23 protein-coding genes are annotated in these 23,504 nt (G+C 63.6%); 20 read left to right on the top strand and 3 right to left on the bottom strand.

Going from position 1 to position 23,504, the window contains the following annotated elements:
* Nucleotides 1-38 precede the first annotated feature (38 nt).
* The 19 genes from P3G66_RS06390 (at nt 39) to trmD (ending at nt 19,593) form a co-directional block, all read left to right on the top strand.
* A complete protein-coding gene (locus tag P3G66_RS06390; protein ID WP_003942696.1) occupies nt 39-800 on the top strand; it encodes a DivIVA domain-containing protein in 762 nt (253 codons plus the stop codon).
* Between the two features lie 189 nt (nt 801-989).
* Complete coding sequence (locus P3G66_RS06385) at nt 990-1,550, top strand: YceD family protein (protein ID WP_007729319.1); 561 nt, start codon at nt 990-992, stop codon at nt 1,548-1,550.
* Between the two features lie 2 nt (nt 1,551-1,552).
* Nucleotides 1,553-1,735 carry a 50S ribosomal protein L32 gene (gene rpmF / locus P3G66_RS06380; RefSeq protein ID WP_007729318.1) on the top strand — a complete coding sequence of 61 codons (183 nt, stop codon included), beginning with the start codon at nt 1,553-1,555 and terminating at the stop codon, nt 1,733-1,735.
* 19 nt (nt 1,736-1,754) lie between these two features.
* Complete coding sequence (rnc, locus tag P3G66_RS06375; RefSeq protein ID WP_276116320.1) at nt 1,755-2,528, top strand: ribonuclease III; 774 nt, start codon at nt 1,755-1,757, stop codon at nt 2,526-2,528.
* Nucleotides 2,529-2,536: 8 nt separating this feature from the next.
* A complete protein-coding gene (gene mutM, locus P3G66_RS06370) occupies nt 2,537-3,406 on the top strand; it encodes a bifunctional DNA-formamidopyrimidine glycosylase/DNA-(apurinic or apyrimidinic site) lyase (protein ID WP_003942752.1) in 870 nt (289 codons plus the stop codon).
* Between the two features lie 42 nt (nt 3,407-3,448).
* Nucleotides 3,449-3,901, top strand: coding sequence for an OsmC family protein (locus P3G66_RS06365; RefSeq protein ID WP_003942740.1), 453 nt, complete (start codon nt 3,449-3,451; stop codon nt 3,899-3,901).
* On the top strand, nt 3,901-4,824 hold the full coding sequence (locus tag P3G66_RS06360; protein ID WP_042924442.1) for a hypothetical protein: 924 nt from the start codon (nt 3,901-3,903) through the stop codon (nt 4,822-4,824). Before P3G66_RS06365 ends, P3G66_RS06360 begins: the two co-directional genes overlap by 1 nt.
* 5 nt (nt 4,825-4,829) lie before the next feature.
* Nucleotides 4,830-5,114, top strand: coding sequence for an acylphosphatase (locus P3G66_RS06355; protein WP_007729313.1), 285 nt, complete (start codon nt 4,830-4,832; stop codon nt 5,112-5,114).
* A gap of 26 nt (nt 5,115-5,140) precedes the next feature.
* Nucleotides 5,141-8,728, top strand: coding sequence for a chromosome segregation protein SMC (smc, locus tag P3G66_RS06350; protein WP_211920387.1), 3,588 nt, complete (start codon nt 5,141-5,143; stop codon nt 8,726-8,728).
* 42 nt (nt 8,729-8,770) lie between these two features.
* Nucleotides 8,771-10,195 carry a signal recognition particle-docking protein FtsY gene (ftsY, locus tag P3G66_RS06345; protein ID WP_211920385.1) on the top strand — a complete coding sequence of 475 codons (1,425 nt, stop codon included), beginning with the start codon at nt 8,771-8,773 and terminating at the stop codon, nt 10,193-10,195.
* Between the two features lie 247 nt (nt 10,196-10,442).
* A complete protein-coding gene (locus P3G66_RS06340; RefSeq protein ID WP_051649690.1) occupies nt 10,443-11,702 on the top strand; it encodes an ammonium transporter in 1,260 nt (419 codons plus the stop codon).
* A 56-nt stretch (nt 11,703-11,758) separates the two neighbouring features.
* Nucleotides 11,759-12,097, top strand: a complete 339-nt coding sequence (locus tag P3G66_RS06335; protein WP_003942772.1) for a P-II family nitrogen regulator — start codon at nt 11,759-11,761, stop codon at nt 12,095-12,097.
* Nucleotides 12,087-14,594 (top strand): [protein-PII] uridylyltransferase, encoded by a 2,508-nt coding sequence (locus tag P3G66_RS06330; RefSeq protein ID WP_003942689.1) that lies wholly within the window; start codon nt 12,087-12,089, stop codon nt 14,592-14,594. Before P3G66_RS06335 ends, P3G66_RS06330 begins: the two co-directional genes overlap by 11 nt.
* A 115-nt stretch (nt 14,595-14,709) precedes the next feature.
* Nucleotides 14,710-16,287, top strand: coding sequence for a signal recognition particle protein (ffh, locus tag P3G66_RS06325; RefSeq protein WP_003942713.1), 1,578 nt, complete (start codon nt 14,710-14,712; stop codon nt 16,285-16,287).
* A 3-nt stretch (nt 16,288-16,290) separates the two neighbouring features.
* On the top strand, nt 16,291-17,373 hold the full coding sequence (locus P3G66_RS06320) for an amidohydrolase family protein (RefSeq protein WP_276116319.1): 1,083 nt from the start codon (nt 16,291-16,293) through the stop codon (nt 17,371-17,373).
* A gap of 209 nt (nt 17,374-17,582) precedes the next feature.
* Entirely contained in the window at nt 17,583-18,053 is a 471-nt protein-coding gene (gene rpsP / locus P3G66_RS06315; protein WP_003942818.1) for a 30S ribosomal protein S16, read from the top strand.
* Nucleotides 18,050-18,292 (top strand): RNA-binding protein, encoded by a 243-nt coding sequence (locus P3G66_RS06310; protein WP_003939023.1) that lies wholly within the window; start codon nt 18,050-18,052, stop codon nt 18,290-18,292. Before rpsP ends, P3G66_RS06310 begins: the two co-directional genes overlap by 4 nt.
* Nucleotides 18,293-18,306: 14 nt before the next feature.
* A complete protein-coding gene (gene rimM / locus P3G66_RS06305) occupies nt 18,307-18,879 on the top strand; it encodes a ribosome maturation factor RimM (RefSeq protein WP_050656639.1) in 573 nt (190 codons plus the stop codon).
* A 9-nt stretch (nt 18,880-18,888) separates the two neighbouring features.
* Nucleotides 18,889-19,593 (top strand): tRNA (guanosine(37)-N1)-methyltransferase TrmD, encoded by a 705-nt coding sequence (trmD, locus tag P3G66_RS06300; protein ID WP_003942745.1) that lies wholly within the window; start codon nt 18,889-18,891, stop codon nt 19,591-19,593.
* On the opposite strand, the gene P3G66_RS06295 is transcribed toward trmD, so the two are convergent.
* Nucleotides 19,590-20,165 (bottom strand): dihydrofolate reductase family protein, encoded by a 576-nt coding sequence (locus P3G66_RS06295; RefSeq protein WP_276116318.1) that lies wholly within the window; start codon nt 20,163-20,165, stop codon nt 19,590-19,592. The two genes, trmD and P3G66_RS06295, sit on opposite strands and share 4 nt — an antisense overlap.
* A gap of 68 nt (nt 20,166-20,233) precedes the next feature.
* Here P3G66_RS06295 and P3G66_RS06290 point away from each other — a divergent pair, with 68 nt between their 5' ends.
* Complete coding sequence (locus P3G66_RS06290) at nt 20,234-20,812, top strand: TetR/AcrR family transcriptional regulator (RefSeq protein WP_003942695.1); 579 nt, start codon at nt 20,234-20,236, stop codon at nt 20,810-20,812.
* 4 nt (nt 20,813-20,816) lie between these two features.
* Here P3G66_RS06290 and P3G66_RS06285 read toward each other — a convergent pair whose 3' ends face one another.
* Both P3G66_RS06285 and P3G66_RS06280 read right to left on the bottom strand, forming a co-directional pair.
* A complete protein-coding gene (locus P3G66_RS06285; protein WP_003942705.1) occupies nt 20,817-21,263 on the bottom strand; it encodes a GtrA family protein in 447 nt (148 codons plus the stop codon).
* Nucleotides 21,260-23,458, bottom strand: a complete 2,199-nt coding sequence (locus P3G66_RS06280) for a membrane protein (RefSeq protein ID WP_003942788.1) — start codon at nt 23,456-23,458, stop codon at nt 21,260-21,262. Before P3G66_RS06280 ends, P3G66_RS06285 begins: the two co-directional genes overlap by 4 nt.
* Nucleotides 23,459-23,504 lie beyond the last annotated feature (46 nt).

Below are 23,504 nucleotides of genomic sequence, written 5' to 3'. Positions count from 1 at the left end.
TGTGGGCCGATTTCGGCCGGTAGAGATTGGGGTTGCTTGTGTACCGCGTATTCGAGGCACTGGACGAACTGGTCGCAATTGTCGAAGAGGCGCGCGGTGTTCCCATGACCGCAGGGTGTGTTGTGCCTCGCGGTGACGTACTCGAGCTACTCGACGACGTCCGGGACGCAATTCCGAGCGAGCTGGACGACGCTCAGGACGTCCTCGATCATCGCGACAAATTGGTCGGTGACGCGCGAGCAAACGCCGAGAAGACGGTCAGCAGCGCCAATGCCGAGGCAACGTCGACTGTGGAGAACGCACGCGACGACGCCGACCGGATTCTGTCCGATGCCAAGGCTCAGGCCGATCGCATGGTTGCCGAAGCGCGTGCGCACGCCGATCAGTTGGTCGAGGACGCCGAAGCAGAAGCGGAACGGACCGTCACCGACGGCCGTCGTGAGTACGAGGCCGTCACCGGACGGGCGCGTGCCGAGGCCGATCGGATGATCGAGTCCGGCCAGGCCTCGTACGAACATTCGGTGGCGGAGGGAACGGCGGAGCAGGCTCGTCTGGTGTCGCAGACCGAGGTTGTCCAGTCCGCTCACGCGGAATCCGCGCGAGTGATCGACGCCGCTCATGCCGAGTCCGACAGGATGCGTTCGGAGTGTGACCTGTACGTGGACACCAAGTTGGCCGAGTTCGAAGAGTTCCTCACCGGGACCGTTCGGTCGGTCGGGCGTGGTCGTCAACAGCTTCGAACGGGTTCGGGAGTTCCCGATTACCAGGACGACGATCGTCGTTCCGAGCGGCGCCGATAGAGCAGACAAGTCAGTCGAGGGTGGGTCGTCCGATATGGGGCGGCCCACTTTTTCGTGGATCGAATTGGGATTTGCCTTGTAGCTGCCGTATTGTGGAGTGGTTGCCCATACCAGTTTCAACAGTTAGGTGAGTTCTCTTTGTCAACGCATCGTCGTAGTTCGTCGCATCAGTCAAGTGATGCGGGATTTTTGCTGGACACGGTCAAGCTCGGTCGTCGTCCAGGGTCGATGCGTACCGTCGAGAGAACAATTCAGTCCCCGAACCGTATCGGTCTCGATCTGATCGCGATCGAAGCGGGCGCGGACATAGATCTCGATCTTCGTCTCGAAGCAGTGTCCGAAGGCGTTCTCGTCACCGGAAACGTGCACGCACCCACCAAGGGTGAATGCTCGCGGTGCCTTGAACCTTTCACCGACACCGTGGACATCTATCTCACGGAGTTGTTCGCTTACCCGGACAGCACCACCGAGGAGACGACGGAAGAGGGAGAGGTCTACGCGGTCGAAGACGACGAAATCGACCTCGAACCAGTCATCGTCGATGCAGTCGGGCTGGCGCTTCCGCTCCAGCCTCTGTGCAGTGACGATTGCCTGGGATTGTGCTCAGAATGTGGCATTCGCCTGGCGATTGCGGAATCTGGGCATGGGCATGACATACTTGATCCTCGCTGGGCTGGTCTCGCGGCCAAATTTGGCGTGGAATCAAACACCAGCGAAAATCTTGTGATCACCGAAGCCGAGGAGAAGTAGAAGTGGCTGTCCCCAAGCGCAAAATGTCGCGATCCAACACGCGGTCGCGTCGTAGCCAGTGGAAGACCACTGTGCCCACCCTCGTTACCTGCCCCAACCGTGGCTGTGGCGAGCAGACCCTTCCCCACATCGCATGCCCGTCATGCGGTACTTACAAGGGCCGCCAGGTAACCGCTGCTGTCTAGTTCTCCCCGGAGAAAGACTATGACGAGCGAAAATACAGTTTCAGCCGCCGGCGGCGAGGGCAATCACGACAAGCTCCTCGCCGCTGTCGGCGTAGATATAGAGCCCGGTCTTCTGACCCTGGCTCTCACGCACCGCTCGTACGCGTACGAGAACGGCGGACTGCCCACGAACGAGCGCCTCGAGTTCCTCGGGGATTCCGTTCTCGGCGTCACGGTGACCGAAAATCTCTACCTGTCCCACCCGGACAAATCCGAAGGTGATCTGGCGAAGATCCGTGCCAGCGTGGTCAACATGCATGCACTCGCCGAGGTTGCCAGGACTCTGGGTGAAGGTGGACTCGGAGCACACCTGCTGCTGGGTAAGGGCGAGGAAATGACGGGCGGCCGTGACAAGCCGTCCATTCTCGCCGACGGTATGGAGTCGATTCTCGGCGCCATCCACCTGCAGCACGGCATCGAGACTGCGCGACGCGTCGTCCTCGATCTGTTCGACGATCTCCTCACTCGCGCACCGCTTCTGGGCGCGGGTCTGGATTGGAAGACGAGTCTGCAGGAACTGACCGCAGAACACGGTGCCGGAGTTCCCGTTTACGAGATCACCGCCACCGGACCCGATCACGACAAGGAATTCACGGCCACCGTTCTCATCAGTGGCAAACCCTTGGGTGTCGGTGTCGGTCGTTCCAAGAAGGAAGCCGAGCAGAAGGCAGCAAGTTCGGCATGGAAGACGATGTCGGAGAATGCCGCTGCTACCGCAGTCGCTGCTGACGACACGCCTGATCTTACCGGCTGAGTTCACTCTTGCCTGAGCTTCCCGAAGTCGAAGTCGTTCGCCGCGGCCTACAGTCTCATGCTGTAGGTGCGGCGATCGAGGCCGTCGAGGTACTCCATCCCCGCGCGATCAGGCGCCACATTCTCGGTTCCGAGGACTTGATCGGCCAACTCACCGGGCAGACCATCGCTTCGGCAGAGCGTCGCGGCAAGTACCTGTGGCTGGTTCTCGAGCCTGCCGGTGTCGGACTGGTGGTTCATCTCGGGATGAGCGGACAGATGCTGGTCCAACCCCCGACAGTCGACTGGGAAAAGCACCTACGCATTCGGTTGGCCCTCGATTCCGGGGCCGATCTTCGATTCGTCGATCAGCGGACCTTCGGTGGCTGGTCGATTTCACCCCTCGTCGAGGTCGACGGAACGATGCTGCCCGAGTCGGTGGCGCACATCGCTCGCGATCCCATGGATGCGGCGTTCGATCTCGAATCCGTCGTGAAAGTCCTGCGGGGCAAGCACACCGAGATCAAGCGCGCGATTCTCGACCAGACGGTGGTCTCCGGAATCGGAAACATCTACGCCGACGAATCATTGTGGCGCGCCAAGATTCACGGCAACCGAATCGCCGAAACGCTTACCAGGCCCAAACTTCGAGAACTGTTGACCGCGGCACACTCGGTGATGGGTGAAGCGCTCGATCAGGGCGGTACGTCCTTCGACGCGCTGTACGTGAACGTCAACGGGGAATCGGGCTACTTCGACCGGTCGCTGTCGGCGTACGGGCAGGAAAACCTCCCGTGCCCACGATGCGGCGCGCCGATCAAGCGTGAGAAGTTCATGAATCGATCGTCGTTCAGTTGCCCGCGGTGCCAGCCGACCCCGAGGGCACGGCGAATCGCCTAGGTCTCCCACCCCTTCGGTTCGGCGGAGTGGCAAGATTGCGTCATGGCTGAACAGACTCCCGACACCACTGCAACCGCCCCGGCTCACACGGAGCTTTGGGTCGAACGAACCGGAACCCGCCTCTACACCGGCAAGAGTTCGCGCGGCGCAGAGGTTCTCATCGGCTCCGAATCGGTGCCAGGAGTCTTCACGCCCGGCGAACTCCTCAAAATTGCACTGGCCGCATGCACCGGGATGAGCTCCGACTTCCCGATCTCGCGCCGGCTCGGTGACAACTACGACGCGACGGTCCGAGTGTCCGGAGCCGCCGATCGTGAAAACGAGGTCTACCCGCAGCTCGACGAGGTCCTCGAGCTCGATCTCAGCGAGTTGGATGCCGAGGCACAGCAGCGCCTCATCACTCTCGTCGAGCGTTCCGTGGACAAGGTATGCACGGTCGGGCGCACGCTCAAGGCCGGAACCAAGGTCACTCTGTCGTTCGACACGGAAGCCTGATGTTCCGCGCCGGCAGCGTTGTCGCTGCGATCGCACTGGGTTCCGTTGTGGCGCTGAGTGCTCCAGCGCAGGCCTCGGTCCCGGCCGACCGCTCGGCCGGTAGTTGCGGCACATGGACGTCGAGCGTCGTGGCGACTGGTGCCGGAATGCTCGAGAACCTCGAATTCGACGGCAACGGATCGATGGTGTTGTCGCAGTCGGCTCTGATCGGGCCGGGTGCACTGCTGAAAGTAGCGCCGGACGGAACACGGACAACTTTGGTCGGTGACGTCACCGGATCTGGCGGTCTGGTCGCGCGTGAGGGATCCGTGTACTTCACCACGGGCAACTCGACTGTCTCGGGACTGTTCGGAATCGCCGACGGCAGCCTCCGCAAGGTCGACGTCGCAGACGGGTCGGTGACAACGATCGCCGACGGTCTGGTGATGCCGAACGGGCTTGTGCAGCTGGACGATAACCGTTTCCTCACTGCCCGCACACTCACCAGGCCGGGGCTCACGGTCGTCAACAGTGACGGAAGCAGTTCGATCGTTCGTGAAGACCTCGGCACCGTCGACGGCCTCGCACGCTCCGGTTCGACGATCTACGTGAGCACGACCTTCGACATGGTCACCGCCGTCCACATCCTCGACGCAAACGATCTGGGCGGGCCGGTGCGAACGATCACGCTCCCCGGGTTCGGTCCGGCAAACATGGCGGACGATCTGACCGTCGGACCGGACGGCGCGTTGTACGTCGCATTCAATGCCGGCGGCAAAGTTGTTCGCGTCGATCCGGATTCGGGATCTTCGTGTGAGATCGCCTCGGGTCTGCCGTTCACATCCGCGGTCAAGTTCGGCGCCGGACCGGGCTGGGATCCCAACGCGCTCTACACCACCGGTTTCCTGGGTGACGTTCACCGTCTCGAACGTGTGGCGGGCTGAGCGTCATGGCTGAGGCAGCGCCCGTGCGGTTGACGGCGTGGGTTCACGGATACGTTCAAGGCGTCGGGTTCCGGTGGTGGACCAGGGCCCGCGCTCTCGAACTCGGATTGATCGGATATGCGTCCAATCAGCGTGACGGTCGAGTGCTCGTCGTGGCGGAAGGCCAACGCACGCAGCTCGAGCGATTGGTGGAGCTGCTGCGCTCCGGCACTACCCCGGGCACGGTGGATCTCGTGGTCGACAGCTGGGACACCGCAAGGGGCGACCTGACAGGGTTCGTCGAACGCTGACCGATTTGGCGGTAAAGTTTCCCCCCATGCACCTCAAGAGTCTGACACTCAAGGGATTCAAATCCTTTGCGTCGGCAACGACTCTTCGGTTCGAGCCGGGAATTACCTGTGTGGTCGGCCCGAACGGCTCGGGTAAATCCAACGTCGTCGATGCGTTGACCTGGGTGATGGGCGAGCAGGGCGCCAAGGCCCTGCGCGGCGGCAAGATGGAAGATGTCATCTTTGCCGGCACCTCCGGCCGCGCGCCGCTGGGCCGCGCCGAGGTGACCTTGACCATCGACAACGCCGACGGGGCGCTCCCGATCGAGTACTCCGAGGTGTCGATCACGCGCCGCATGTTCCGCGACGGCGCGGGGGAGTACGAGATCAACGGCTCGTCCTGCCGTCTGATGGACGTCCAGGAACTGCTCAGCGACTCCGGCATCGGCCGCGAAATGCATGTCATCGTCGGGCAGGGACGGCTCGCCGCGATCCTCGAATCCCGTCCCGAAGATCGACGCGCCTTCATCGAAGAAGCCGCGGGAGTCCTCAAACATCGCCGCCGCAAGGAAAAAGCGGTGCGCAAACTCGATTCCATGCAGGCCAATCTCGCTCGCCTCAGTGACCTCACCGCGGAACTGCGTCGGCAACTCAAACCGCTGGGACGCCAAGCCGAGGTTGCTCGGCGAGCACAGACGGTCCAGGCTGACCTGCGTGATGCAAAGATGCGTCTGGCCGCTGACGATCTGGTGACCCGTCGAAACCAGTTGAACGACCAGGCGCAGGACGAGAAAGCGGCCCGTGAACAGCACAACCAGGTGGCGGCTGCGCTCGACGAGGCCAACCTCGAACTCGGGCGCCAGGAGCAAGCTCTCGCTCGTCTGACTCCGGGATCGGAAGCGGCTGCACAGAGTTGGTTCCAGCTTTCCGCGCTTGCCGAACGCGTGAACGCCACTGTGCGCATCGCCCGCGAGCGTGCGCGTCATCTCGACTCCGAACCCGTCGGCAACCGCGGCCAGGACCCGGACGAGATGGAGGCGCGCGCCGAACGTCTTGCTGCCGAGGAGGCCGAACTCCTCGAAGGCGTCGAAATCGCGCGAGCGGCGTCGGAAGCTGCTCGGGACCAGCTCGCAGCCACCGAAGATGCTGCAGCAGAAGCGGAACGGGCGCACATGGCGGAAGTTCGTGCCGTCGCCGACCGCCGTGAAGGTCTTGCTCGACTCTCCGGTCAGGTCGACACTCTGCGTACCCGCGTCGAATCCGTCGACGCGGAAGTGTCTCGGCTGACCGAGGCGATCGACGAGGCTCGTCTGCGTGGCGATGCCGCACAGGCCGAGTTCGACACGGTGCAAGAAAGCATCGGGGACCTCGACGCCGGTGAAGTCGGCCTCGATACCAATCACGAACGCGCCATCGAGGCTCTCGAGATGATCGACGCGCGCGTCGAAGAGCTTCGTGAGGAAGAAAAAACGAGCGGGCAACGCATCGCTTCGCTCCGGGCGCGCATCGAGGCACTGTCGATGGGTTTGCAGCGCAAGGACGGTGGCGGCTGGCTGCTCGAACACCGCGGCGACGACGGCATCACCTCGCTGGTCGGATTGATTCACGTCGAACCCGGCTACGAGGCCGCGATCGCTGCCGCGATGGGGCCGGCGGCGGACGCCGTCGTGGCGCAGTCGCTGGACTCTGCTCGCTCCGCTGTCACAGCACTGGCCGATCAGGACGGTGGACGTGCATCACTGATCGTGAGCGGTGAACCGGCGATCAAGCGCGAGGCCGAGATCGCGCCGGGTAGTCGTCCGGCCGTCGACGTCATCGACTGCCCTGACGAGTTGCGTGCCGGATTGACCGCCATCCTCGATGGCGTCGTCCTGGTCGAGACTCTCGATGACGCGATTCGAGTTGTTGCTGACCACAAGGGAATTCGCGCAGTGACGCGTTCTGGCGATCTGCACGGTTCGGGGTGGATGATCGGTGGCTCGGATCGGCAACCGAGCACGCTCGAGGTGCAGGCGGCGATCGACGCGTCAGCAGCGGAACTGGCGGCAACGGAGAGCCGATCCGAGGAACTCGACGCGGCGCTGTCCGGCGCTCTGGCCGAACAGGCCGCTCGACGCGAGACCGCGGAGCAAACTTTGGCAGCGCTCAACGAGTCGGACGCCGCCATGTCCGCCATCTACGAGCAGTTGGGCAGATTGGGGCAGGCAGCACGAGTCGCCCACGCGGAATCCGAGCGGTTGACCGCCCAGCGAGTGCGTGCCGAGGAGGGCCGCGGGGAGTCGCTGACAAAGCTCGCGGATCTGGAGGAACGTCTGCGCGTCGCCGAAACCGACGGCAGTGCGCCGGGACACGGCGCGGAATCGACCGCTGCCGATCGTGAAATGGCCGCAGCAGCGCTCGCCGAAGTGCGCATCGTCGAAATGGATGCTCGCCTTGCCGTACGAACCGCCGAAGAACGTGCGGAATCCGTTCGCGGAAAGGCTGATTCGCTTCGCCGTGCCGCGGCCGCCGAACGAGAAGCGCGGATCCGCGCCGAACGGGCTCTGCGCGCCAGGGCGCACGCTGCGGAGGTCGCAGCTGCCGTCGCCGAATCGGGACAGCGCGTGGCGGTCGAACTCGAGACCGTCGTCGCCGCGGCTCTTGCCCACCGTGACGAGTTGGCTCGGGCCCGCGCCGAGTGCACGGCCAAGCTGGATCAGGTCCGCGAGACAGTCCGAGCACTGACCGGACAACTCGCTTCGCTCACCGACGCCGTCCACCGCGACGAGGTAGCGAAGGCACAGGCAGCGCTGCGCATCGAACAACTCGAGGAGTCGATCCTCGATCAGTACGGTATCGGCCTCGACGATCTGATCGCCGAGTACGGGCCCGAGGTCGAACTGCCGCCGACCGCTCTCGAAATCGAGGAGTACGAGCAGGCCAAGGAGCGTGGGGAGCAGGTCACCGCCCCCGCTCCGCTTCCGTACGACCGCGCGACTCAGGAACGGCGCGCCAAGCGGGCCGAGAAGGACCTCGCCACCCTCGGCAAGGTTAATCCGCTGGCGCTCGAGGAATTCGCAGCTCTCGAGGAGCGGTACACCTTCCTCTCCACTCAGCTCGAGGACGTCAAGACCGCACGCAAGGACCTTCTTGCTGTGGTCGCAGACGTCGACGCACGAATTCTGCAGGTGTTCACCGAGGCCTATGCCGACGTCGAGCGTGAGTTCGTGGGAGTGTTCGAGAAATTGTTTCCCGGGGGAGAAGGGCGGCTGGTCCTCACCGATCCCTCGGACATGCTCACCACCGGCATCGAAGTCGAGGCGCGTCCGCCCGGTAAGAAGGTCAAACGGTTGTCGTTGCTGTCGGGCGGCGAGAAGTCGTTGACCGCGGTGGCCATGCTGGTCGCGATCTTCCGGGCACGCCCGTCCCCGTTCTACGTGATGGACGAAGTCGAGGCGGCGTTGGACGACACCAACCTGCGGCGGCTGATCGGACTCTTCGAACAATTGCGGGAGAAGTCGCAGTTGATCGTGATCACTCACCAGAAACCGACGATGGAAATCGCCGATGCGTTGTACGGCGTCAGCATGCGCGGCGACGGCATCACCACCGTGATTTCGCAGCGACTTCGCGGTCAAGACATGGCCTCGACGTAAGCCCTGCTCACTTTCCGGGTCGGAGCCTGAAACAATGGGCCGGTGACTACCCAGGCTTGGATCATCATCGCGGCTGTAGCGGCCGTACTACTCGTCGTTCTCGTTGCCGGATTCCTGCGCTACCGCAAGGGGCAGGTATCGCTGAAGGCGCCCGAGACGAAGCCGGAGCTCGGCGCCCCCGAGAAGGACAAGTCAGGCGGCTACAAGGCCGGTGGCGGGTTCAACTTCAGTCAGGGGTCGACGGCAACGGCGCCACCTCCGGTGGTTCCGACACCGCCGGTCGCCGAGAAGCCGCCCGTCGTCGAAGAACCTGTCGTCGAAAAACCGATCGTCGAAGAACCGGTTATCGAGGAACCAACTGTCGCGGAACCGGTTGTCGAAGAACCTGTTGCGGAGAAGCCGGCCGCCGTCGAGGAGCCGGTTGTCGAAGAGCCGGTAGTAGAAGAGGCGCCGGTAGCAGAACCGGTTGTCGAAGAACCTGTCGTTCCCGAGCCCGTCGTCGTTCCCGCGCCAGTCGAGCCTGCACCGCGCGTGCTGGACGAGATCGACCCGACCGAGGGTCGGCTGGACCGACTGCGCGGGCGCCTTTCCCGCTCGCAGTCAGCAGTCGGCAAGAGCTTGCTGGGTCTGCTCGGTGGCGGCGATCTGGACGAGGACTCGTGGGAAGAAGTCGAGGACACCCTCCTCATCGCAGACCTCGGCTCCGCGACCACGGAAAAGGTCGTCACGAAGCTTCGTGAGCAGATGGCGGCCCGCAGCGTCCGGACCGAGGCTGCCGCCCGCGCCCTTCTGCGCGAGGTGTTGATCGCCGAACTGCGTCCCGAACTGGACCGCTCCATCCGCGCATTGCCGCACGATGATCACCCGGCTGTTCTGCTCGTCGTCGGCGTCAACGGGACCGGCAAGACAACCACCACCGGCAAGCTGGCTCGCGTGCTCGTCGCCGACGGTCGTCGCGTCGTGCTCGGTGCCGCGGACACGTTCCGCGCCGCCGCCGCCGATCAGCTCCAGACGTGGGCTGAGCGTGTCGGCGCTGAAGTTGTTCGTGGCAAGGAGGGTGGCGATCCCGCTGCGATTGCCTTCGACGCGGTCTCACGGGGCATCGCGGACGGCGTCGACGTGGTCCTGATCGACACCGCCGGCCGTCTGCACACCAAGACCGGTCTGATGGACGAGCTCGGCAAGGTCAAGCGGGTTATCGAGAAGAAGGCCTCGGTCGACGACGTTCTGCTGGTTCTCGATGCGACGGTCGGCCAGAACGGATTGGCGCAGGCTCGAGTGTTCGCGGAGGTCGTGGACATCACCGGCGTCGTACTGACCAAGCTGGACGGAACCGCCAAGGGCGGAATCGTCTTCCAGGTTCAGCATGAACTGGGTGTGCCGGTGAAGTTGGTCGGTCTCGGTGAAGGTGCCGACGACCTGGCGCCCTTCGAGCCGGGTGCGTTCGTCGACGCCCTCCTGGGCTGACGCCCCCGTGCGCCTTTTTGGTAGCGCGAACTACCGAAAAGGCGCACAGGGTCGGTAGAACTCCCTGGCGAAACCTGTTTGCAACAAAGTTGGGCAATTGGTTCACGTCTGCGAAACGCGACAGCGCCATGGACGAAACACCAGCCCAGCACTCTTCTCCTTAACGACGTGCTGCCCGGCACGTGCGACTAGGAGGTAGTAAGTGAGTACCGACGATTTGTTGGCGAACTCCGGTAACGCCGCATGGATGCTGATGGCTGCATCTCTGGTCTTGCTGATGACACCCGGCCTCGCTTTCTTCTACGGCGGGATGTCTCGGTCCAAGTCCGTCCTGAACATGATGATGATGTCCTTCGGGGCCATGGCCGTCATCGGCGTCATCTACGTTCTGTGGGGATGGTCGATGTCCTACGGCTCTGAGAACATCGGGGGCATTTTTGCCAACCCGTTCGAGTTCTTCGGCCTCAAGAACAGCATCACCGATGCTGACGGCAACTTCATCGCCGGCGCCTGGGGCTACCCCAACGTCATCGACATCGCGTTCCAGGTGACGTTCGCGATCATCACCACCGCCCTCATCAGTGGTGCCCTGGCCGAGCGGGTCAAGTTCGGCACCTGGCTCCTGTTCTCGGGTATCTGGGTCACCGTCGTCTACTTCCCGCTCGCGCACATGGTGTGGGGTGGCGGACTCCTCTCGGGTTCCGAGGACGGCATCGCGGCAAAGCTCTTCGGCACCACGGTCAATGACGACGGAGTCACCGTCGCCAACGTCGCTCCGATCGACTTCGCCGGTGGCACAGTCGTTCACATCAACGCGGGTATGGCCGGTCTGGTCCTCGCACTCATCGTCGGCAAGCGTCTCGGCTTCGGCAAGACCGCCTTCCGTCCGCACAACCTGCCCTTCGTGATGCTCGGCGCCGCACTCCTCTGGTTCGGTTGGTTCGGCTTCAACGCCGGCTCGGCATTCGCCGCCGACGGTAACGCCGGTCTCGCCTGGGTCAACACGACCACCGCGACGTGTGCCGCAGTCCTGGCCTGGCTCGCTACCGAGCGTATTCGTGACGGCCACGCCACCAGCCTCGGCGCAGCTTCCGGTGCGGTGGCCGGTCTGGTCGCCATCACCCCTGCTGCCGGTGCGCTCAACCCGGTCGGTTCCATCTTCCTCGGCGCTGTCGCCGGCATCCTGTCCGCTCTCGCAGTAGGCCTGAAGTTCCGCTTCGGCTTCGACGACTCGCTCGACGTCGTCGGCGTGCACCTTGTCTCCGGCCTGTGGGGCACGATCGGTATCGGATTCTTCGGCACCGCAACCGGCCTCTTCTACGGCGGCGACTACAAGCAACTGGTGGTTCAGATCGTGATCGCACTCGCAGCACTCGTCTTCACCGGCGTTCTGACGACGATCATCGGCTTCGCACTCAAGCCCCTGGGCTGGCGAATCTCGGCCGAGGACGAGGCACGCGGCATCGATGAGACCGAACACGCAGAGACCGCATACGACCTCGCGTGATCAGCACGTGATTAAAGTGAATTCAGGCACTTCAGAGTTTGGAAAGGGATGAGCACATGAAGCTGATCACAGCAATCGTCAAGCCGTTCACGCTCGAGGACGTCAAGACCGGACTCGAGCAGGCCGGAGTGCTGGGTATGACAGTCAGCGAAGTTCAGGGCTACGGCCGACAGAAGGGCCACACCGAGGTGTACCGAGGCGCGGAGTATTCCGTGGACTTCGTACCCAAGGTCCGGGTCGAGGTCGTCGTCGACGACGCGGCCGTTGACAAGGTGGTCGAGGTGATCGTCGAGGCCGCTCGAACCGGCAAGATCGGTGACGGCAAGGTGTGGGTCTCGCCAGTCGAGTCGGTCATCCGGGTTCGCACCGGGGAACGCGGTGGCGATGCACTCTGACCCGAAAGGGTCCGAGAACTTCGGCCCTGGTTCCGTCGCGAAAGCGACGGGGCCAGGGCCGGTCTCGTCAGGGGGATCCGACGAAGCTGCGGACCTGGCCCGCGCACGCAAGGCCCTACTCACCGGAGGAGTCAAGAACAGGAGGCTCGACGCCCCCGCGCTGCGACATGCACTGGTCGATCTGCACGAATTCTGGTTGACCACCAAGGGGACCGAACTGGGCATCAAACCGGATTGTGGGTTTGCCATCGTCGCCGTGGGTGGTCTCGGCCGACGCGAACTGTTGCCGTATTCCGATCTCGATCTGATTCTGCTGCATGACGACATGGACCCAGCAGTCGTGGCCCAGGTTGCGGACAGCCTGTGGTACCCGCTGTGGGACGCGCACATCAAACTCGACCACAGCGTGCGGACGCTTCCTCAGGCGCTTCAGGTTGCGGCCACCGACATGACGGCAGCACTCGGAATGCTCGAAGCACGCCACATTGCCGGCGACGTGGAGCTGAGCAACTTGTTGATCAGTGGTGTCCGACGACAGTGGCGCATGGACATCCGCAGCCGATTCGACGAATTGATCACCCAGACCCGTACGAGGTGGGAGCGCAGCGGCGAGATCGCCCATCGCGCCGAACCGGATCTCAAGAGCGGCCGTGGCGGGCTGCGCGACGTGCAACTGCTCAACGCCCTGTCCATCGCGCAATTGACCGACGGGATGCCAGGGCTGGGACCCAACTCGCCCGGCGGCGGTCTGGCACTCGCGCACAGGCGGTTGCTCGACGTGCGCACCGAACTTCACCGCGTTGCCGGTCGCGCCCGCGACCAACTGCGAGCACAGGACGCCGACGAAATCGGTGCGGCGCTACGGATCGGTGATCGCTTCGATCTGGCCCGCCTTCTCAGCGAATCGGCGCGCACCATCAGCTATTCGGTCGACGTCGGTATCCGCACCGCCGGAAACTCCTTGCCCCGGCGTGGTTTGTCGCGGCTGCGTCGCGCGCCGGTGCGACGACCACTGGACGAGGGCGTCGTCGAGCATGCCGGCGAAGTAGTTCTGGCGCGCGATGCGAGACCGAAGAAGGATCCCGGTCTGGTGATGCGGGTCGCGGCAGCGGCGGCCACCAACGGCATGCCGATCTCCGCGTCGACGCTCAATCGCCTGGCCGACAACGCCCCGGAACTGCGTGAGCCGTGGCCGAAAAATGCAGTCAACGATCTCTTGGTCGTGCTGGGTTCGGGATCGCGTGCGGTTCCGGTGATCGAGGCGATGGACCGGACCGGGCTCTGGGGTCGACTCCTGCCGGAGTGGGGGACCATTCGCGATCTTCCGCCGCGCGACGCCGTCCATACGTGGACGGTGGATCGGCACCTGGTCGAAACCGCCGCGTATGCAAGCGGATTCACCACTCGCGTCGCTCGGCCGGATCTGCTCATGCTCGGTGCGTTGATCCACGACATCGGGAAGGGGCGAGGGGGAGACCACAGCGTCGTCGGTGCCGAATTGGCCACCGCGATCGGAAATCGCTTGGGACTCTGGCCTTCCGACGTCGCGACGTTGACGGCGATGGTGCGCTACCACTTGCTGTTGCCGGAAACCGCCACCCGTCGCGACCTCGACGATCCGGCAACGGTGCAGCGAGTGGTCGACGCACTCGAGGGAGACGGGACCCTTCTCGATCTCCTGCATTCGTTGGCGGAAGCGGATTCGCTGGCCACCGGGCCTGGTGTCTGGGGCGACTGGAAGTCGTCGTTGATCGGCGAGCTGGTGCGTCGTTGTCGTTTGCTGATGGCAGGGGAGGAGCTCCCGCAACCCGATCCACTCGCTCCCGAGCAATTGGCCATCGCCGAGGAGGGCGGGGTTCACGTCTCGCTCGTTCCGGCCGAGAATGCGCACACCTACGTCGTGACCGTCATCGCGCCCGACGCACCCGGGCTGCTGTCTCGGGCTGCCGGAGTTCTGGCGCTGCAGTCCTTGCGGGTGCATTCCGCATCGCTGGGGTCGCATGCAGGTTCGGCGGTCAACTCGTTTGTCGTGACGCCGAGGTTCGGCACACCCCCGCAGGCGGTGCTGCTCCGGCAGGAATTGATCCGGGCTTCGGCCGGTGAACTGAATTTGCTCGAACTTCTCGACGCGAAGGACGAGGAGGCACGGGCAGAGCAGTGGGACGACCCGATCCAGACCAACAAGGATTCCGCGGTTCCGGTGCTCTATGCGCAGGCGCCGCCGCGGGTCATCTGGTTCGACGCGCCCGGTGACGGTCAGGCGATCCTCGAATTGCGTACCGAGGACCGCGTCGGCCTGCTCTGCCGACTGGCCGCAGCACTCGAACACAGTGGAGCCGACATCCGGTGGGCGAAGGTCGCCACCTTGGGTTCCTCGGTGGTCGACGCGTTCTGCCTCGACTTCGGTGAGGCCGATACCCGCGCGGCGCGAGAGCGCGTCGAGGAGGCGGTGCTGGCGGTGGTTCCGGTGCCACAACCCAAGAAGAAAGAGGATTGACGGACCGGTTTCGGCAGTTACGCCCGCATCGGCTGGGATCGGTGCGGGCGTAGCGGCTAGGCTGGTGCCCGAGAATATCCACGGCTAACTCGCACGACCTTCAGGAGCGCACTCGGTGTTCGAATCCCTTTCCGACAGATTGACCGGATCTCTCAAGGATCTGCGTGGCAAGGGTCGTCTGTCCGGCGCCGACATCGACGCTACGGCCCGCGAGATCCGCCTTGCCCTGCTCGAGGCCGACGTCGCGCTTCCCGTAGTGCGTAGCTTCATCGCCAAGATCAAGGAACGTGCCAAGGGCGCCGAGGTCTCGGGTGCACTGAACCCGGCTCAGCAGGTCGTCAAGATCGTCAACGAAGAACTGGTCGAGGTTCTCGGCGGTGAAACCCGTCGACTGCAGTTCGCCAAGACGCCGCCGACGGTCATCATGTTGGCCGGTCTGCAGGGTTCCGGTAAGACCACGCTGGCCGGAAAGTTGGCCAAGTGGCTCAAGGATCAGGGGCACACGCCCCTCCTCGTCGCCTGTGACCTTCAGCGTCCCGGCGCCGTCACTCAGCTTCAGATCGTCGGTGAGCGTGCAGGCGCCGCAGTCTTCGCGCCACACCCCGGCACCTCCATCGGCGGCGGCGAGAATGCACTGGGCGTTTCCGCAGCCGACCCCGTCGAGGTCGCCCGCGCCGGCGTCGAAGAAGCACGCAACAAGCATTACGACGTCGTGATCGTCGACACCGCCGGTCGCCTCGGTATCGACTCGGAGCTGATGGCGCAGGCCGCCGGTATCCGTGACGCCGTCAACCCGGACGAGACCATCTTCGTCCTCGACGCCATGATCGGTCAGGACGCGGTCAGCACGGCCGACGCTTTCCGTGAGGGAGTCGGCATCACCGGTGTCGTCCTCACCAAGCTCGACGGCGACGCCCGCGGTGGCGCCGCGCTGAGCGTCCGCGAGGTCACCGGCCAGCCGATCCTCTTCGCCTCCACCGGCGAGAAGCTCGAAGACTTCGACGTCTTCCATCCCGATCGCATGGCCAGCCGGATCCTCGGCATGGGCGACGTCCTGAGCCTCATCGAGCAGGCCGAGCAGGTTTTCGACGCCGATCAGGCCGAAGCCACCGCAGCGAAGATCGGTTCCGGTCAGCTCACCCTCGAAGACTTCCTCGATCAGATGATGGCCGTCCGCAAGATGGGCCCGATCGGCAACCTCCTCGGTATGCTGCCGGGTGCCGGCGGCATGAAAGACGCGCTTGCCAACGTCGACGAGAAGCAACTCGATCGCATTCAGGCCATCATCCGCGGTATGACGCCGGCCGAGCGCGACGATCCGAAGATCATCAACGCCTCACGCCGACTGCGCATCGCGAACGGTTCGGGCGTCAAGGTTTCCGACGTCAACCAGTTGGTGGATCGTTTCTTCGAAGCCCGCAAGATGATGGCTGCCATGGCCGGCCGTATGGGCATGCCCGGCGCGCGTAAGCAGGTTCGCAGCAAGAAGGGCAAGAAGGGCAAGAAGGGCGGCAAGGGCCCGACGCAGCCCAAGATGCGCGGAGGATTCCCCGGCATGGGCGGATTCCCGGGTATGCCCGGCGGAATGCCGGCCGGCATGCCCGACCTGTCGAACATGCCCAAGGGTCTCGATCAGTTGCCGCCCGGACTGGAAGGCATCGATCTCTCCCAGCTCAAGCTGCCCAAGAAGTAGCCGGTGGCTGCGCTTCATCTGCGGGGTATCGGTCTGCCCGATGCCGAGCCGATCGAATTGTGGATCGTTGACGGGCTGATTTCCTTCGAGCCGGTGTCCGGTGCGGAGACGATCGTCGAATCGGGTTGGATCACACCGGGTCTCGTGGATGCGCACTGTCACGTCGGTATCCGCTACGGCGGTGGCGGGGGCGAACCCGTCGACGGCTTGCTGGGGCAGGCGAAGACCGAACGTGACGCGGGCGTGCTGTTGCTTCGTGACGCCGGATCGCCGGTCGACACCAGGTTCATCGACGAGTGCCTCGATCTGCCGCGGATCATTCGCGCAGGTCAGCACATCGCAGCACCGAAGCGGTACATCCCGGGCCTGCCGGTCGACCTGGACGACGAATCTCAGTTGCCGGCCGAGGTGGTGCGTCAGGCACGCGCCGGTGACGGTTGGGTCAAGCTCGTCGGGGACTGGATCGATCGTTCCATCGGTGACCTCGCCCCGTTGTGGAGCGACGAGATTCTGGTCGAGGCCATCGCTGCCGCCCATGCCGAAGGCGCAAGGGTCACCGCTCACGTCTTTGCCGAGGATGCTCTGCCCGGCCTGATCAACGCCGGCATCGACTGCATCGAGCACGGCACCGGATTGACGGACGCGACCATCGAGTTGATGGTCGCTCACGGCACGGCCTTGGTTCCGACGCTGATCAACATCGCTACTTTCCCCGAGATCGCGGACTCTGCCACGCGGTATCCGATCTACGCGGCGCACATGCGGGATCTGCACGCTCGTCGACATCGGACGATCGGTGCCGCTCACGAGGCCGGGATTCCGATCTATGCCGGAACGGATGCCGGCGGATCGATCAGGCACGGGCGGATCGCCGACGAGATCGCCGAACTCGAAGTTGCCGGTCTGACGGCGCATCAGGCGCTGGGCGCAGCCTGCTGGGACGCGCGGAGTTGGTTGGGTGCGCAGGGGATCGAAGAAGGAGCGCCCGCCGACCTGGTGGTTTATTCCGAAGATCCGCGCGGAAACCCCGATGTGCTCGCGAAGCCGGTGCGTGTGATCCTCCGCGGAACCCCCGTGAGTGGTTAGGGAGTCCCCGCACTCTCGAAGCGCGCACAGGGTGGTTTCCGAACGAGCCCACCCATCTGGCACAATGGACCATTGTTCGTCGCAACCGGTTACGTACCGCTGCGACGGTCACAGGATAGAGGCAAAACCGGGCTCACAAATCGTGTGGGTCGCTGAATTGCACGTGACATGCGCAGCACTGTTGTGCGCGCTGAAGGAGAACTGCAGCTGTGGCTGTCAAAATCAAGCTCACCCGCCTCGGCAAGATCCGCAACGCTCAGTACCGCGTTGTCATCGCCGACTCGCGCACCCGTCGTGACGGCCGTGCGATCGAGACCATCGGCAAGTACCACCCCAAGGAAGAGCCCTCGCTGATCGACATCGATTCCGAGCGCGCTCAGTACTGGCTGTCCGTGGGCGCACAGCCCACCGAGCCCGTCGAGGCACTCCTCAAGATCACCGGTGACTGGCAGAAGTTCAAGGGCCTGCCGGGCACCGAAGGCACCCTGCGCGTCAAGGAAGCCAAGCCCACCAAGCTCGAGCTCTTCCAGGCTGCGCTCGCGCAGGCCGAGAACGAGCCGGTTGCAGAAGCAATCACCCCCAAGAAGAAGAAGGCTGCAAAGGCTGACGAGGCCAAGGCAGAAGACACCGCGGCTGACGCCGAGGCTCCCGCTGCAGACGCCGAGGCTGCTGACAAGTGAGTGCCGTCGTCGCTGATGCGGTAGAGCATCTCGTGCGTGGCATCGTCGCCAATCCCGACGATGTGCGCGTCGAGCTGATCACCGGACGTCGGGGACGGACCGTCGAGGTGCACGTGCACCCAGACGATCTCGGCAAGGTCATCGGTCGGGGTGGTCGCACTGCGACCGCTCTGCGGACCTTGGTCTCCGGCATCGGTGGCCGCGGTATCCGTGTTGATGTCGTCGACACCGATCAGTAGACGGCAGTAAACAGGTGGAACTCGTAGTCGGTCGTGTCGCGAAGTCGCATGGCATCAAAGGTGAATTGGTAGTCGAGGTTCGTACAGACGAGCCCGAGGATCGTTTTGCCGTAGGTTCCGTGCTGCGTGGGCGCAAGCCGCGCGAGTCCACACTGAAGTCGTACACAGTGGAAGCCGCCCGGGATCATTCCGGGCGGCTTCTGCTGCGCCTCGAAGGCGTCAGTGACCGTGGCGACGCAGATGCGTTGCGCGGCACACTGTTTGTCATCGACAGTTCCGAACTCGAGCCTTCGGATGATCCGGACGAGTTCTACGATCACGAACTCGAAGGACTGAAGGTCGTCCTCACGGACGGCACCGAGATCGGTTCGGTCATCGAGGTATTGCATTCCGCCGCAGGTGAATTGCTATCGATTCGCCGCGCCGGTGAGACGTCCGGTGAATTGCTGATCCCGTTTGTCGCAGCCATCGTCACCTCGGTGTCGATCGCCGACGGCGTCGTGGTGATCGAGCCCCCCGAGGGACTGCTCGACCCGGACTTCGGTGACAAGTCGAACAGCGACAATTCGAACGCCGACAGCGACTGATCGCTTGTCATGCGTCTCGATGTAGTCACCATCTTTCCCGAGTATCTCGAACCGCTTCGTGCTGCCTTGCTGGGCAAGGCAATCGAACGCGGCTTGATCTCGGTCGACGTCCACGATCTGCGGTCGTGGACCCATGACGTACACAAAGCCGTCGACGATTCTCCGTACGGCGGCGGACCCGGCATGGTCATGAAACCAACCGTCTGGGGCCCGGCACTGGACGACGTGATCGGGCGCTCCGATTCTTCCGGCCCCGATGATGCCGAGACCATTCTGGTGGTGCCCACTCCCGCCGGCGTTCCGTTCACCCAGGAGACCGCGCACCGCTGGTCCAACGCCAAGCACCTCGTCTTCGCCTGCGGCCGATACGAAGGTATCGATCAACGGGTTTTCGACGACGCCGCCAAGCGGGTCAGAGTCGAAGAAGTCAGCATCGGCGATTATGTCCTGATCGGCGGCGAAGCAGCGGTGCTGGTGATGGTCGAGGCTGTCGTGCGACTGATGCCCGGCGTTCTCGGCAATCAGCTGTCACACCAAGAGGATTCATTCTCCGACGGCCTTCTCGAAGGGCCTAGCTACACTCGCCCGGCTGTGTGGCGCGACCTCGAAGTTCCGCCGGTGCTTCTCTCCGGTGATCACGCGAAGATCAAAGCGTGGCGCCATGAGCAGTCGCTGCAGCGCACGGCCGAGCGTCGACCGGATCTTCTTCCTTAGGTATTTCGCTTCAACCAGGTGATGCTTGCGCCGTCGTCGAGCGATTCGGTTGCAGTCGGTGTGAACAGTGTCGGCTCGAAGTTACCTCTGATCATCGGTATGCCTGCGCCGGCGACTACCGGATACCTCTTGATGATCAACTCGTCGATCTCCGGTAGTAGTTCGCCGGCGAGAGTTCCGCCGCCACACAGCCAGATATCTTGTCCTTCTTCCTCTTTGAGAGATCTGACTACCCCGAGCGGATCGGCGCGAACGATGGTGACGGGGGGATCCTCGGCGTCAGGGATGGTTGTGGAGACGACGAACTGACGCAGGTGCGCGAAGGGGCTTTTCACTCCGGCGGCCAGCCCGGGCTCGTAGGAGCCGCGGCCCATGACGACCGTGTCGAAGGTCCTGTTGGGCGCGTCCTCGATTCCGAGAGCGGGCCGCACATGCGTTGGCACGGTTTCAGGATATCGATCGCATATCCTGGCCGTGATCTGTTCGGAGACCGCGAGGAAATCGAATTCGCCACCAGGCCCCGCGATGTATCCGTCGAGGGACGCTCCCACGTAGTACACAAGCTTTCGCATATAGCGCTCCGTTCGTAGTACTATGTTTGTAGTGGTTTAACCTAGGGCCGTGTCAGGAGTGATGTCAAGTGCGAAAGAACCCGGAACGCCGGCTTGCCCTGATCGACGCGGCAATCGAGGTGTTGGCCCGAGAGGGTGCTCGAGGCTTGACGTTTCGAGCCGTCGACGCCCAGGCAGCAGTGCCGAACGGGACAGCGTCGAACTACTTCTCCAATCGCGACGACCTGCTCACTCAAGCGGGTGGCCGGATCTACGAGCGACTGATTCCGGAGGACCTCGAAGGGATGATCGATCCCGTCAACGGCACCGATCGTGAGCGCCTGGTGACGCTCATGCTCGACGTGGTCGAGCGCGTCACCTCGTTCGGAACGGGTTTCCTCGCGCTCATGGAGTTGCGACTGGAGGCGACGCGTCGACCGGACCTGCGAGCGGTGCTGACCGTCCGCATCCGAGAAGACTTCGATCTGAACGTAGCCAATCATCTGGCGTCGGGCGTGCCGGGTGATGCGATGACCGTTCGCCTGCTCTATTTGTCGCTGAACTGGCTCGCACTGGATCGCCTCACATTGCCGAACCTGTTCGGAGAGGAAGATATTCGGACGATCGTCGAGGCAGCGGTGGATCGAGCGCTACCCCGCGAATCGTAGAAGGTCAGTGCCGTTCGGCAGGTTTGCGGCGGAACGAGAAGTATCGATGACCGAAGAAGCTCACACCCGCAACGATCAACATGACAACCGCCTGGGCGGGAAGCGGCGGGGCATGCAGAATCGACACCGCGATTGTTCCGAGTATCAGATTCAGCACCAGGCCACCGGAATTGACGACGATGAACGCTCCCAGGTCGCGTGCCACATGTCCGCGGACGCGGAAAACCAGAGTCCGATGCAGAACGAAAGCGATGAGCACGCTGATGGAGTACGCGCCGATCACAGCCACTTGATACAGATCCTTGTTGTCGAGGATCAGTGACCAGACCACGAAGAGCACGTATCCGATCGCCGTATTAGCCACTCCGACAATGGCAAATGCGATGGGCTGATGCTTGACCACGCGAAGCAGTGGGCCGGGGTTCTCGGGTGATGCGATGTCTTCGGTCATGAAGACTCGGTTTTCACGGTGTTGATCCCGTCCTTGCGTCGGGTCCGCAGATACATCCACTCGAGCACGCCGAGTCCGAGGACTCCGGCGACCATCGAAGCGCCGCCGACCTTCCATCCCGGGGGACGCCACGTCAGGACAAGTTCCGCGTCTTTCGTACCGGCTGGAACGTCCACGGTGACAAAGGACTTCGCGACGACGTCGATCGGGACAGGCTGACCGTCGATGCTCGCCCGATATCCGGGCCAGCCGAGCCGTGCGAACACAACCTTGCCGCCGGTCTCCGAACTGACACGAAGGGTGCTCGACATGTTCGATTCCGCGATCGACGTAGCCTCGACGCCGTGGGCGTCGGCGATGCGTCCGTTGCGTGTCGAGACGGGGCCGTCGACGCGTTCGAGTACCGAGATGTAGTTCTCGTGTCCGGGGTAGTCGACCCATTTCCATCCGTCGGGAGCCGGGTTCTTGCGTGCATCGGGGTAGAGAGCGTTCTGAAGTACGACGCGGTCCACGTTCATCAGGTCGACGATGGTGCGGCCGGTGGTGGGTTCGACGGTGAATGCGCGCCGAAAGGCGTCGGGGCAGACGCTCATGTCCCAGCGCATGCAGAGCAGATCACCGAAGTAGAAGTGCCCGTTGGGGGTGTAGCCGCTGGTGTAGGTCAGTTCGAGGTCTTTGGGGTAGTTGCCGAAAGCCAGGGAACCGTACGCTCCGTCGAGGGTTTTGTCCCCGGGGGCGATGAGTGCACGGTCGCCCAGTTGCAGTGTCGTGCCTTCGAAGTCGGGGAAGGCCTCTTTCATCTCCGAGCGGGATTCGGGCAGGTTCCAGCTCATCGGGGTTGGTTGCGCGGCCCGAACCTGGGCGTAGGCGATGGGGGAGACCGCGACGATCGCTACGAGGCATGCGAAAGCAGTGCCTTTGGTACGGCCGAGCCAGACCATCGCGGCGCCGAGTGCGGCAACGAGCAGGGCTGAGATCACATGCCATTTCGCGAGCCCGGGAGCTGCCGAGGCTGACCGAATCAGAAGCAGGCCCACGAGGATTCCCGCTGCAACGCAGCGCCCGCGCAACTTGTCGGTCGTGGCGTAACGCCCGAGCAGGATGCACACCAGAAGCAGGAGTCCGATGGCCACCATCGGAAGTACGCGCGCGGGCCACCGCAGTGGGCCGATCGTGCTCGGCCCGGCAGTCCACATGAGGACGGCGACCGTGAAGATCCCGACGGCGGTCAATTCGCGTGCCGCGGCGCGTGCCTTGCCCCAGTCGATGAATGCCAGGGCGGGTATGAGGAACCAGGCGATGTAGACCATGGGCATGGTCTGGATGTATCCCCACCACGAGGTGAACGCGGGCATCGTGCTCGGCAGGCTCGCGTTCAGCGATTCCGACCACGGGACGGCGAGGAATGCATCGTTCTTGACTTCGGATGCACCGCGCCAGGTGACGTCCGCGGTGAGCAGGCTCGGCAGATACGTCGCGAGACCGGCCAGAGCGGCACACGCGGACACCGCCAGAAGCCGCAGTGACGGCAGCCAACGCCGCTGATAGACAACTTCGCCGATTGCGACCGCGCCGATCATCAAGCCGGATTCGACTGCGGGGAAAACATATTGGACCGACATCGCGAGATACAAGAACACGAAGGTCGGGATCGGACCGCTCTTACCTCGGGCGTAGCGGATTGCCGACGCCCACGCCTGAACCATCCAGGCAGTGCCGGTGAAGGCAGTCATCCAACTGGCCGAGTCGAAGAACAGCAGGAAACCGGTGAACGGAATCGAGACGCCGGCGACGGCAGCCCACGTGGGCTTCGAGCCGTACTCGAGGCAGATCCGATAGACGCCGAGTGCAAGGATGATCGCGAAGATCAACTTCACGATCGTCGCGTACAACGCCAGGTTGTCGAAGGACGGTGCGATCAGGTCGATCAGGAGTTGCGGTGGATTGAGAAGGCCTGCTTCCTCGATCGCGTAGTTGCCCGCCATCCAGTTCTCGGGGACGAGCACCGGGAGGTGTCCTTCTCGCAGACTGCGGCCGAGCATGACCCACAGCGGCGCGTATTGGGACTCGGTGTCGTCGGTGTAGAAGTGACGAGCATTCGCGAGCACCACGGCCAGATAACCGGCGATGACACCGATCGCCGTGACGGCGCCCCACTTGTACACGTCTGCCCGGGCGAGAGTGCGAGTTTCCACCACGAGTTCCAGACCTTAACAGGGCAGGTGGGGCGTACGGAGACGC

Source organism: Rhodococcus sp. C3V, assembly GCF_029269915.1.
Lineage (GTDB): Bacteria > Actinomycetota > Actinomycetes > Mycobacteriales > Mycobacteriaceae > Rhodococcus_F > Rhodococcus_F qingshengii.
The sequence above is the reverse complement of the archived record's forward strand: the minus strand, read 5'-3'. Positions and strand labels throughout refer to the sequence as shown.